We start from the raw sequence: 11,692 nt of genomic DNA, 5'->3' as shown, positions 1-11,692 counted from the left end.
GCGCGCCTCCGGTCGGGCTACGCCCGCCCTCCGCCGCACGCAGCGCAAGGCCATCTTCAACAAACCAGCATCATATTATCCGAAAAGGGGGTCCCTCTTCGACGCCGATCGGGGGTCCCTTTTGAACGCCGTTTGACAGGCCTGCGAAAAAGTAGTTGTCAGGGAAAGTCTGCAACCGCGCGGCTTCCCGCACGGTCAGGCTCCGGCATTGGGCCGGGTCGTAGTGGATGAAGTAGTGCCCATCTTTGGAAATATGGGAGGTGATGGTCGTTGCCACCTGCTCCGGGAGCTGCACACGGAACCTGTCAGAGAACATTTTCCCGGTGCGGCCAAGTTCAACATTCTGATGCGCAGGCAGCAGGCTTTTCGGGAAGTCGGCCAGCTTTGGGCTGATGCCGGATTCCGCTGCAAATGTGGCAGCGAACAGATAGCGACGCAGATCAGATGCCATATGGCCCCGCGCTTCATGTGAAGTCAGGACTTTCAGGCGCGGGTCATGGAGGGATTTCAGAACCTGATGGCTGGAACCACTGGCTCCCCTGTATCGGGTTGAGTAAGTATGCTCGGGAGCGTTGAGCTTTGCCAGTGCGCTGAGAGATACGCCCTGCGCGACGGCGCGAGCATAGGTCGCCCCATTTAACTGGCTTCTGATATCCATCGAAGCAATGCGGGCTATTTCCTTGCGCCATGTTTCTGGGCTGTCAGTGCCTTTGGACAGGCTGCTCCGAACCGCTGGCAGGCTGCCGATTGTCTGGCGCACCGTAGGTGGCCGAAGCGACTTCAGCCTGCCTGGCTTTATGTTCAGGTCGCTTCGGATGCCGACGATAAACATCCGGTGCCGCGCCTGTGGGATGCCGTAGTCCTCGGCGCGGACGACGAAGAGTTTGGGATCGACCTCCTCGTCCGGCATCTCCTGCTCGGACAGGGAATACAGCTTGTAGGAAAGTCCATTCGATCCCTGAGAGATTGCGGATTTGGGGTTCGACAAATCCCTGACGATCCTGGTGATTGCTGATTTGCCCTCAATGGTCGCGGACAGCAGCCCTTTCACGTTCTCCATGACGAATATCGGGGGGCGATGGTCGATGATGATCTTCAGGTATTCCAGGTAGAGGGTATGCCGCTCGTCCTGCTCAAACTCTGGGCGATTCATCATGCGTGATCGTCCTACGAGCGAATAAGCTTGGCAGGGCGGGCCGCCGACCAATGCCCAGCGCTCCTCTCCCGCCAACCGGTCGCGAATGGTCCTTTTGACGGCTGCGTGAGAGTCGTCGCCAAGCGAAATTCGCAGCGCACTCTTCTTCGCATGGGCGAAGGCGGCGGGGTGCTTTTTGAAGAGCTGATCTGCCGTCAGCTCTCCCTTCAAAAAGTCGTAGTAATCATCCGGCGCTTCCCCATCGGGAAAGCCCCTCATGAAGTGTCTCAGAAAAAGGGTCTGATGTGAAAACTCGTCGCGTTCGATGGCGACAACGCTATCGAAACGGCGTTTGCCGCGTCCATCCGTCAGGGAAGCAAATCCTTCGCCAAGCCCCCCAGGACCGGCGAACAAATCGACCACAGGATAAGGGTTCCGCAGTCGGCTCATTACCGGCGCCGCCCCTCAGATGAAATCCTACGATGATCAACTGCTCCCATTCTCAACTTTGGCAATCCTCGACGCTCAAAACTATCGATGTTAATTCTGTTTTGTGATTATCCCAGCCTCTTCATTCACGTTTTCTGTAGGTGCCGAAAGTATTATTGGCACCTTTAGCCAAAGCCGATCCTGTTGAAGCCTCCCCTATACAGGGAGTCATAATAGCCAAGTCAGGTGGATTCGCAACGACCGCAAGCGGCGGTCTGGGAAGCAATGCGATGGCCGGTCCCCGTTCGGTGCCCTGCGGCCAGCGGCCCTGCCCGTTCAGGCTGGACCTTCGCAAAAAGGGCAGTCGCCGTTCGGCTGATCTGCCCTCTCGCGCACCGTTCAGTGCTGCTTAAAAAGATGGTGCCGGTGGTCGGACTCGAACCGACACTCCTTGCGGAACAGGATTTTGAATCCAGCGCGTCTACCAATTTCACCACACCGGCAAGCGGTTGCGCATATGCTGTGTGGCGTTGGCTGCGTCAACCGGTAAGAGCATTGATTTGATATCAGAATGATGATTCCGTCAATATCAGATAATTACCCCTTTGGCCGCCTCTTATTAACCTCGGCGGCGTCAATAATATCCTTGATGTGCGAAGCATAGAATTTCTCAATCATTTCGACGCTGGTGCGGCAATTCTTTGCAATCTGATAGATATCCGCACCTTCCATAAGTCGGAAGCTGATATAGGTATGGCGCAGGCTGTATGCCGTGCGAGGGTTCCCCTCGCGGTCTTTCTTCATGTCGAGTTCGGACAGGATAGTATTGAAGAGTTCCCGCTGGATGCGAGGAAACAGGAGGTCTTTCGGTTCAAGGTTGTGACGTTTCTTCATGCGCGTGAAGGGCATGACAGCGCCGGGCATGGATTTGCAGTAGCCGACGCCCCTCTTCCCACGCACTGAGATGTGAAGGATTCGCTCTTTGTCCGCACCATCCTGCACGATCTCGATATCGCGCAGTTCGATGCGCTTTGCCTCGTCAGGCCGCAGGCCCGTATTGACCATGAACAGCACATAATCGTGCAGGTCTTCGCAGGCGCTCCGCCAGCGAGGGTTGAGGGGGTTCTTCGCCCGCTCCCCGGTCGCCTTGTAAAGCTTCTTATATTCGTCGGGCGAGAACCACGCCCGATGATTGATCTTTCCAGAGGTCTTATACGGTGCCGATATGTCCGGCAGATAAGGCAGCCAGCCGTGGCGCTGGGCTGTTTTCAGGACATGGCGAAGAGTGATGATCTCTGAATGGATTGTCGAGCGCGATGGCCGTTTCGGCTTGCCCTCCTTGTCGAGCCGGGAGGTCATGCGGTGGACGCGATACTCCTGCACCATGCCGGGAGTGATCTCCTGAACCATCTTCTCGCCAAAGAACGGCAGGAGGTGGACACGGAGCCGGATGCCGTGACCTTCCACATATTTCTCGTTGCGCTCCCCTTCGGTGATCACCGTGTATTCGGACAGGAAGTGCTTCGCGGCCTTCGTGAATGGCACTCCCTCTTTGATCTCGCCGTGACGGTATTTGCCCATGAGGCCGAGATACCAGTCTTTCGCTACGTCCTTGGCCCGAGCCAGGCTCTCCTCTTTGGTGGTCGTCCGCATCTGCTTACCAGCGATCGAGCATGAGCACTGCCAATGCGGGCTGCCGGGCCGCATGAACATCTGCACTTTGCCGTCGAGGAATTTGTGGCGTGCGGTCTGGTTATGGTCAGTCATGGGGGCACCTTTGGTAGCAATTTTGTGCTAGATGTGCGCTAGGCGTCCATCTTTCTATTTTGCCACTAACTGACTGTTTTTGCTACATTTATATCGTAAGAGCTTGATATAAATATGCTTTTAAGTCGAGCGCGTCTACCAATTTCACCACAGGGGCCCGTGGACGGAGCGTGCCCTAATGTGCCACCCCCGCCCTTGCCAAGCTATTTCTTGCCCGACATCGCGTTCTTGCCGCGCGGAACGGCGATTATTTCTTGAGCTCTTTCGCCAACGTCTTGGCGGTGGCCTTGCCATAGGGCGGCTTGAAGCCCGCAAGCCCCGCGACGTCGAGCTTTGGCTGGCGATACACGGCGCGCGCGTGGCTGAACGTACGAAACCCGTCGGCTCCGTGATAATTCCCCATTCCCGACGGGCCGACGCCGCCGAACGGCAGGTCTTCCATCGCATTGTGGAACAGGACGTCGTTGACCGTGACCCCGCCCGAGATCGTCCGCGTCAGCACGCGGTCTTCCTCGCTCTTGTCCTGCCCGAAATAATAGAGGCCGAGCGGGCGGTCGTGCTCGTTCACATAATCGATCGCGTCGTCGATGGTCTTGTAGGTCTTGACGGGCAGGATCGGGCCAAAGATTTCTTCCTGCATCACCTTCATGTCGTCGGTCGGGTTGCGAACGATGTGCAGCGGCATCTTGTGACCGTTCGCGCTCGCAAAATCCTCGTTCCCCGGATTGACCTCGATCACGTCCGCGCCCTTCTCGCGCGCGTCGGCAAGATAGGATTGCAGTCGATCATAATTCCGGCCGTTCACGACCGACGTGTAATCGTCGTTCGCAAGGAGGGTCGGATAGAGCGCCGTCACCCCCTTGGTGACACTGTCGATGACAGCATCCTCCTGATCCTCGGCGACAAGCAGATAGTCGGGTGCGAGGCAAATCTGCCCCGCATTCATCATCTTGCCGAGCGCGACCCGCTGACCAACCAGATCCTTGTTCGCGCTGCGTCCGATGAAGGTGGGCGACTTGCCGCCAAGTTCCAGCGTCACCGGCACCAGATTGTCCGCCGCCGCCCGCATGATGTGGCGCCCGACGCTCGTCGCGCCGGTGAAGATCAGATGATCGAACGCCAGCTTCGAAAAAGCGATGCCGACGTCGGCGTCGCCAGTGAAAACCGCGATCTCGCTTTCGTCGAAATAGTCGGGGACCAGCCGCGCCATCAACGCCGAGACATTCTCGGTGAACTCGGACGGCTTGATCATCGCCCGGTTGCCCGCCGCAAGGATGCCCGCCATCGGCACGAAGACCATTCCGACGGGGAAATTCCATGGGCTCACGACGCCGACGACGCCCTTCGGCTGATAGACGACCTCCGCCTTCGCGCCGAGCAGGCCCAGCGGAAAGGTCGGCTTGCGCTTCTCGCCCTTCGACCAGGCGTCCATATGCTTCTTCGCGTGCTTGAGCGCGCTGACCGACGGCATGATGTCGGTCATCAGCGTCTGTTCGCGGCTGCGATGCCCGAAATCCTCGCTGACGGCCTTGGCGAAATCCTCGGCATTGTCGACCAGCAGCGCGATCGCGCGGTCGATGCGGTCGGTGCGCACGGCAAGGCTTTCGGGCATGGCGGCCGTAAAGCTCGCCTTCTGCGCCGCCAGCACCTCGTGCATGCGCGCGGTTTCGCCGGCAATATCCTGCTTGATCGCGGTGGCCATGACCCGTCTCCCTTGTTCTTTTGCGGGCGCTGTTTGATCACGCCGCGCGGCTGGTTGCAAGATGAAACCGGCTGACCGCCTGTCGAGACGATCCCGATATCGCGGCGGCCATATCTCGGCGCACCGAAGCGCACATACGGCCGCTCGGCGTTTGGTCCCATGGCCGGGCTGGAAACGTCAGCCGAACTCGTCAACCGACACGATCGCGATTGTCATTTCAATCGCAGCGACCGTCACGAAAACGGGGGGCCGAGGCCCCCCGAAATATTATGCGAAAGTTGGCTCGCCCGAGGGCTGAGGCCGGCGGCGCATCGTACCGCCGACCAGGCCGAAGCCAAGCAACATCAGCGCCCACGTAGCGGGTTCAGGAACCCCGGAAGAGACCGCAACATTCGTGAACACAAAATCCAGGTCCGCGTAGTTGAAGTCGCCGTCGCGGCTGAGATCCTCGAAAGCGACATAGGTGCCGGCAGGAATACCGAAATCGCCGCCTCCGTAAGCGTTGGAATAGACGTGATTCATGCCGTCGAGATTGAGCGATTTGTCCGAATAATAGGAAAGATCGGTGACGGGATTGCCCTCGTCGTCATCGCTCACGTTGACCAGAATAAAAAAGGTCAGCAGGTCGCCCGCAACCACGTCGCCGAAACTCAGGCTGTCGCCTGCCGCCGAGCTGAGACTGTCCAGTCCATAGATCTGTCGATCCGTTCCGTTCACGAGCACGCCCAGCAAGTTACGATACGAGCCGTGATTTCCTGCAAAATAGGCAATCAGCGGCCCGTCCGACGCTGCGGTGAAAGTATATAACGCCGGATTCTCGGTTCCCGCGTCAGGGTAAAGATTGATTGCCGCCTGTGCTTGCCCAGACGTCAGCATTCCTAATCCCAGCGCGAGCGGCGCAAGCCGCTTCATCCAGCTCTTGGTCCATCTTTTTTGCACGTCAAAAACTCCCTTGATCAGAGACTTGGCGCAGACCCACTGTAGTTGATATATCGGTCAATCGGACGGAGAGCCCCACCCCCCGCAAGGGAACTATAATGCGATTCGCCGAAACATGGTGGATTTTTTTAACAATTCTTAACAAATCGGCGAATTTTTCCTAAACAATGGCCCACGCGGTTTCTCCCCCGCACCCCCTTTCGCAAGTGCAGCAAAGGCGCTAATCCGACCGCCGACGTATCTTTCCCCTACGGAGTCTTTCGTTATGACCGCCACCGATCCCGTCGTCTTCCTTTCCTATGCCCGCACCCCGATGGGCGGCATGCAGGGCGTTCTCTCGGACGCAAGCGCGACCGATCTCGGCGCGACCGCGGTCAGGGCGGCGGTCGAGCGCGCGGGTGTTTCGGGTGACGATATCGAGCGTATCTATATGGGCTGCGTGCTTCCGGCGGGCCTCGGCCAGGCGCCGGCGCGGCAGGCCGCGATCAAGGCGGGTCTGCCCAAGTCGGTGCAGGCGACGACGGTGAACAAGGTGTGCGGTTCGGGCATGCAGACCGTCATCATGGGTGCCGAAGCGCTTGCCGCCGGCAGCATCGACCTGGTGGTCGCGGGCGGCATGGAGTCGATGACCAACGCCCCCTACCTCCTCAAGAAGCATCGCGGCGGCGCGCGCATCGGTCACGACACCGCCTATGATCATATGTTCCTCGACGGGCTGGAAGACGCTTATGAGGCCGGCCGGGCGATGGGCACCTTCGCGCAGGATACCGCCGACGCCTATCAGCTCAGCCGTCAGGCGCAGGACGATTATTCGATCGAGTCGCTCAATCGGGCCAAGGCGGCGATCGCCGACGGCGCTTTCGCCAACGAAATCGCGCCGGTGACCATCTCCACCCGCAAGGGCGATGTCGTCGTCGACACCGACGAAGCGCCGGGCAAGGGAATGCCCGACAAGATCCCGACGCTGAAGCCCGCCTTTGCCAAGGACGGCACGATCACCGCAGCGACCAGTTCGTCGATCTCCGACGGCGCCGCCGCGGTCGTGCTGACGCGCCAGTCGGTCGCCGACGCCAAGGGTGCGAAGCCGGTGGCAAAGCTCGTTGCGCACGCCGCCCATGCGCAGGAGCCCAAGGACTTCACCGTCGCGCCCGTCGGCGCGATCAACAAGGTGCTGGCCAAGGCCGGCTGGTCGATCGGCGATGTCGACCTGTTCGAGGTCAACGAAGCCTTTGCCTGCGTCGCGATGTTCGCGATGCACGATCTTGGCATCCCGCACGACAAGATCAACGTCCACGGCGGCGCAACCGCGCTCGGCCATCCGATCGGTGCCAGCGGGACGCGCATCATCACGACGCTGATCGCCGCGCTCCAGCGCCACGGCAAGACGCGCGGCATTGCCAGCCTGTGCATCGGCGGCGGCGAAGCGACGGCCGTGGCGGTCGAACTCGTCTGATCCGCTTTCGACGAAAGTTCCGGGGCGTCGTCGCGAGACGGCGCCCTTTCGTCGTTTAGGGCGCGACAAATTGCGACACTAATGACCTGAAAATAAACGCGGCATTCCGGTTCGGTTCAAATCGGCGGGCCTATTCCATGCGTGTCATCGGGCAGATCCCCTCCCCCCTGACGATGCAAAGGAATGGCACAATGAAGAGCAAAATTCTCACCGCCGGCCTGATCGCCGCGATGATGGTCCCGGCGATGGCGCAGGCCCAGACCGGCGAACTCCGCCGCGACCGGCAGGATATCCGGCAGGAACAGCGCGACCTCAATCACGCCAAGCGGCACGGAACGCGCGGCGACGTCCGCGAAGCCCGCAACGACGTGCGCGATGCGAAGAAAGAATATCGCGAGGATGTCCGCGACTGGCGTCGCGACGCCCGCTACCAGAATTATCGCGCGCCGTTCAAATATCAGCAGTTCCGCGTCGGATCGACGCTGCGGTCGAACTATTACGCGCCCGCCTATCGTCCGACCTGGGACAGCCGCTGGGGCGTGCCGCGCGCCGGCGCGGGACTGACCTATGTTCGCCACTATAACGACCTGCTGCTGGTCAATGTCCGGACCGGCAAGGTGGTGAAGGTCTATCGCAACGAGTTCCGCTGGCGTTGAGCCGCGGGTTGCGACGACAATCTCTTGCGAAGGGCCGGAGGCAAAGCCCTCCGGCCCTTTTCGCATTTGTTTGCCGCCCGCCGCCAATCGGCCTAGCCTGCGCTCCTCTTTGATGGGGAGAGGTCACATGAAGAAGATAGTGTTGATCGCGGCGCTTTCGATGCTTGCCGCCTGCTCGCAAAAGACTGAAGAGAAAAAGGAAGTTCCCGCCGAACCTGCCGCCGCGGCGGCGCCTGCACCGACCGCCGACTCGGGCACCGCACCCGGCACCTACGACGTCAAAATGGCCGATGGCACCGTGGGAACGACGACGATCAATGCCGACGGCACCTATGTCGATACCGACGCCAAGGGCAAAGCCGTCAAGGGGCAATATGCGACCCACGACGGCAAGGATTGCTTTGACCCCGATGGCGACGAGATGGGCATGTGCTGGGCTGTCTCGAAACCCGAAGCCGACGGCAGCTTTACCGCCACCGCCGACGACGGCACCGTCGTGACGGTCACGCCCAAGAAGAAATAGGCCATTCGGCGACTGGCCGCGGCGCGGTCAGTCGCCCCAGATATGGTCGGTCTGGATCCAGCCCTTGCGCCCCTTGGCGTCGAAGAGGCACCAGCCATTCTTGCAATCGGTGATCCGGCCGACGACGCCGGGTTCGGCACGATAGGAAACCGCGGCCGACAGGTTCGGCTCCTCGCGCATCGCTTGCACGCCGCCGGTCACGATCGCCGTGCGCGTGCGGCTGAGCAGGCGTGCCGCCATCCAGCCCTGCGTCCCGTCGGGATCCTCGATCTTGCGCCAGGTTTCAAAGCGCGCGATCACCTTCACGGGAAGGTCCTTGCGCCGATATTCCCAGACGACGGGCACGTCCGGCGACGGCCCCTTGCGCATCCGCGCTTCGTCCACGTTGATCGACGCCCAATAGGGCAGCTCGACCTCGGTCTGCGCGCTTGCCGGTCCCACGACCGCGACGAGCGCTATCACTGCTAGAATCTGGCGGCTGGTCATCTCTCTGCCTTGTCAAACTCATGCCCGCTTTACAACCGTTCGCCGCGCGAAAGGCTGCGTTCGTCCCCAGCCTTTTCTGTCGCCTCCCCCTTGACCCCCTGTCGCGGGCGCGCTCTATCGCGGTCATGCCCGATTCATCCCGCCCGAAACGCCCGCGCGTCATCGTCACCCGCCAGTTGATGCCCCATGTCGAGGCGCGCATGGCCGAACTCTTCGACGTCGCCCTGTCGGCCTATGACCGGGCGTTCACCCGTGACGAATTGAAAGCCGCGGTGGCCGATTGCGATGTTCTGGTGCCAACGGTAACCGACGAAATCGACGCCGATGTCATCGCCGCCGCCGGTGAGCGGCTGAAACTGATCGCCAATTTCGGCGCCGGGGTCGATCATATCGACCTCGCCGCCGCGCGCGCCAAGGGCATCATGGTGTCGAACACGCCGGGCGTCTTCACCGAAGACACGGCCGACATGACGATGGCACTGATCCTCAGCGTCCCGCGCCGCCTTGCCGAGGGCGAGAAGCTGATGCGATCGGGCAAATGGGAAGGCTGGGCACCCAGCACGATGCTCGGCCACCGGGTCGGCGGCAAGTTGCTGGGCATCATCGGCATGGGCCGTATCGGCCTCGCGGTCGCGCGCCGCGCGCGGGCGTTCGGCCTGTCGATCCATTATCACAATCGCCGCCGCCTGCCCGAAGCGATCGAGGAGGAACTGGGCGCGAGCTATCACGCCAGTATCGACACGCTGCTGCGGATCAGCGACATCGTCTCGATCCACTGTCCGCACACGACGGAAACGCACGAGATGGTGAACGCCGCCCGCATCGCGGCGATGAAGCCGACCGCCTATCTGATCAACACCGCACGCGGCGAAATCATCGACGAAAAGGCCCTCATCGCCGCGCTGAAGACCCGCCGCATCGCGGGCGCGGGGCTCGACGTCTATGCGCAGGAGCCGGTGGTCGATCCCGATCTGCTCGCCCTAGACAATGCCGTCCTCCTCCCCCACCTCGCCTCGGCAACGATCGAAGGGCGCGAGGCGTCCGGCGAAAAGGTGATCGCCAATATCCGCGCCTGGTGCGACGGGCATCGCCCCGCCGATCAGGTGCTGGAGGGGTGGGCCTGACACAGGTCGCTCTCGCGCCGCGCCCGGTAGCGGCGCCTTAGTCCCCTGTCAGGATCCGGTCGACGAGCTGTTTCACCGTCGGCGTGAAGTTGTTCGAATAAAAGGGATCGGTCTTGAAATTGAACGCGGCATGGCCCGCGAACATCAGATTCTGGTCGACGTCGCCGCCATGGGCGATGTCCTGCAACGTCTTCTGGATGCAAAAGCTGCGCGGATCGGCGAGGTATCCGGTCGAATAATCGTCATGGTCCTTCCATGATGAAAAACCGCAATGCGACAGACAGCCCATGCAATCTGACTGATCCTTGCGGATGACCGCCTTGGCGTCCTCGGTAACATAGACCACCGTATTGTCCGGCGTCTTGAGTGCAGTCGTATAACCTTCGGCGACCCAGTCACGCGCCCGATCACGGTCATGCGGCGTGACCCAGAAATTCTTGCCCTTCACGCCCGCGTCGAGTTGCGCGACATGGTCGCCCGCCTCTTGCTTCGAATAGGGAATCTGGCGTTCCGACCGTGCCTCAAGTTCGCGCAGGAAGGGGTTCCGCACCGCGCTGGAATAAAAACCGGTTGGCGAGAAGCGGTGGAGGAGTACGTCGCCCTCGTCGAGGGTGCGAAGCCGGTCCTTCCATTCCTGCGGGATCGGACTCTCTTCGGTCAGCAGCGGCCGCGTCCCGTACTGGAAAACGATCTGGCCCAGCTCGGGATTGTCGATCCAGTCTTCCCAGTCGCGCAGATACCAGACCCCGCCGGCCATCACGATCGGCACGTCGTCCGAAATCCCCTCCGCCCGCATCGTGTCGCGCAGCGCCTTGACGCGCGGATAGGGGTCCTGCGGGACGAGCGGGTCTTCGGCGTTCGACAGGCCGTTATGCCCCCCGGCGAGCCAGGGATCCTCATAGACCACGGCGCCAAGCAGATGCGCGACCTTGTGATAGGCGCGCTTCCACAGCGCTCGAAAAGCACGCGCCGAGCTGATGATCGGCAGATACAGGACATTGTGCCGTTCGGCGATCTCGCTGAGCTTGTACGGCATGCCGGCGCCGCAGGTGACGCCCGCGACCAGGCCTTTCGTCCGCTCCAGCACGCCTTCGAGGATCTGCTGCGCACCGCCCATTTCCCAGAGCACGTTGATGTTGATCGCGCCCTTCCCGCCCGAAACGTCGTGCGCACGCTTGACCTGTTCGACGGCGCCGTCGATCCCGTACCGGATCAGTTCCTCGTGCCGTTCGCGCCGCGTCAGCGCGCGATAGATCTGGGGGATGATCTTGCCTTCGGCATCATAGCTGTCGGCGTTGACGGCCGATACGGTGCCGATCCCGCCCGCCGCGGCCCACGCACCGCTCGACATATGGTTGGTCGCGGACACGCCCTTACCGCCCTCGACCAGCGGCCATACTTCACGGCCACCGTAAAGAATGGGCTTCAAACCTTTGAACACGTTAAACCTCTTTCTCTCCGCGCGCGTCCCGTCGCGC

10 protein-coding genes and 1 tRNA gene are annotated in these 11,692 nt (G+C 61.1%); 4 read left to right on the top strand and 7 right to left on the bottom strand.

The annotated features are described in order from the left end of the window. Positions 1-70: 70 nt before the first annotated feature. The 5 genes from JNM03_RS03110 to JNM03_RS03090 all read right to left on the bottom strand — a co-directional run bounded on the left by JNM03_RS03110 (position 71) and on the right by JNM03_RS03090 (position 5,945). Positions 71-1,558 carry a DNA cytosine methyltransferase gene (locus JNM03_RS03110; protein ID WP_294034269.1) on the bottom strand — a complete coding sequence of 496 codons (1,488 nt, stop codon included), beginning with the start codon at positions 1,556-1,558 and terminating at the stop codon, positions 71-73. 424 nt (positions 1,559-1,982) lie between these two features. Then, positions 1,983-2,067 (bottom strand) — tRNA-Leu (locus JNM03_RS03105). Positions 2,068-2,161: 94 nt separating this feature from the next. Then, complete coding sequence (locus tag JNM03_RS03100) at positions 2,162-3,331, bottom strand: site-specific integrase (protein ID WP_294034268.1); 1,170 nt, start codon at positions 3,329-3,331, stop codon at positions 2,162-2,164. Between the two features lie 247 nt (positions 3,332-3,578). Further along, positions 3,579-5,033 carry a coniferyl aldehyde dehydrogenase gene (locus tag JNM03_RS03095; protein ID WP_294034266.1) on the bottom strand — a complete coding sequence of 485 codons (1,455 nt, stop codon included), beginning with the start codon at positions 5,031-5,033 and terminating at the stop codon, positions 3,579-3,581. 267 nt (positions 5,034-5,300) lie between these two features. Next, the gene (locus JNM03_RS03090; RefSeq protein ID WP_294034265.1) at positions 5,301-5,945 is read right to left on the bottom strand and encodes a PEPxxWA-CTERM sorting domain-containing protein; all 645 of its coding nucleotides are present in this window, start codon (positions 5,943-5,945) and stop codon (positions 5,301-5,303) included. A gap of 292 nt (positions 5,946-6,237) precedes the next feature. Here JNM03_RS03090 and JNM03_RS03085 point away from each other — a divergent pair, with 292 nt between their 5' ends. The 3 genes from JNM03_RS03085 (at position 6,238) to JNM03_RS03075 (ending at position 8,604) form a co-directional block, all read left to right on the top strand. Continuing rightward, the gene (locus JNM03_RS03085; protein WP_294034263.1) at positions 6,238-7,425 is read left to right on the top strand and encodes an acetyl-CoA C-acyltransferase; all 1,188 of its coding nucleotides are present in this window, start codon (positions 6,238-6,240) and stop codon (positions 7,423-7,425) included. 191 nt (positions 7,426-7,616) lie between these two features. After that, the gene (locus tag JNM03_RS03080) at positions 7,617-8,081 is read left to right on the top strand and encodes a hypothetical protein (RefSeq protein WP_294034261.1); all 465 of its coding nucleotides are present in this window, start codon (positions 7,617-7,619) and stop codon (positions 8,079-8,081) included. A 127-nt stretch (positions 8,082-8,208) separates the two neighbouring features. Further along, entirely contained in the window at positions 8,209-8,604 is a 396-nt protein-coding gene (locus JNM03_RS03075; RefSeq protein WP_294034259.1) for a hypothetical protein, read from the top strand. A 27-nt stretch (positions 8,605-8,631) separates the two neighbouring features. On the opposite strand, the gene JNM03_RS03070 is transcribed toward JNM03_RS03075, so the two are convergent. Further along, positions 8,632-9,090 (bottom strand): SH3 domain-containing protein, encoded by a 459-nt coding sequence (locus JNM03_RS03070; protein ID WP_294034257.1) that lies wholly within the window; start codon positions 9,088-9,090, stop codon positions 8,632-8,634. 125 nt (positions 9,091-9,215) lie between these two features. On the opposite strand from JNM03_RS03070, the gene JNM03_RS03065 reads away from it, so the two are divergent. Further along, a complete protein-coding gene (locus JNM03_RS03065; protein ID WP_294034255.1) occupies positions 9,216-10,214 on the top strand; it encodes a D-glycerate dehydrogenase in 999 nt (332 codons plus the stop codon). Between the two features lie 37 nt (positions 10,215-10,251). Here the strand turns inward: JNM03_RS03065 and JNM03_RS03060 are convergent, their stop codons facing one another. Continuing rightward, positions 10,252-11,655, bottom strand: a complete 1,404-nt coding sequence (locus tag JNM03_RS03060) for a nitronate monooxygenase (RefSeq protein WP_294034253.1) — start codon at positions 11,653-11,655, stop codon at positions 10,252-10,254. Between the last annotated feature and the right edge of the window lie 37 nt (positions 11,656-11,692).

It is taken from the genome of Sphingopyxis sp., from assembly GCF_016793825.1.
In the GTDB taxonomy this organism is placed as follows: Bacteria; Pseudomonadota; Alphaproteobacteria; order Sphingomonadales; family Sphingomonadaceae; genus Sphingopyxis.
This window is presented reverse-complemented; position numbering and strand designations above follow the sequence as displayed.

Coding starts and splice junctions, on each gene's coding strand:
- JNM03_RS03095 (WP_294034266.1), bottom strand. CDS start 5,033: ATGGCCACCGCGATCAAGCAGGATATTGCCGGCGAAACCGCGCGCATG.
- JNM03_RS03070 (WP_294034257.1), bottom strand. CDS start 9,090: ATGACCAGCCGCCAGATTCTAGCAGTGATAGCGCTCGTCGCGGTCGTG.
- JNM03_RS03065 (WP_294034255.1), top strand. CDS start 9,216: ATGCCCGATTCATCCCGCCCGAAACGCCCGCGCGTCATCGTCACCCGC.
- JNM03_RS03075 (WP_294034259.1), top strand. CDS start 8,209: ATGAAGAAGATAGTGTTGATCGCGGCGCTTTCGATGCTTGCCGCCTGC.
- JNM03_RS03100 (WP_294034268.1), bottom strand. CDS start 3,331: ATGACTGACCATAACCAGACCGCACGCCACAAATTCCTCGACGGCAAA.
- JNM03_RS03085 (WP_294034263.1), top strand. CDS start 6,238: ATGACCGCCACCGATCCCGTCGTCTTCCTTTCCTATGCCCGCACCCCG.
- JNM03_RS03080 (WP_294034261.1), top strand. CDS start 7,617: ATGAAGAGCAAAATTCTCACCGCCGGCCTGATCGCCGCGATGATGGTC.
- JNM03_RS03090 (WP_294034265.1), bottom strand. CDS start 5,945: ATGAAGCGGCTTGCGCCGCTCGCGCTGGGATTAGGAATGCTGACGTCT.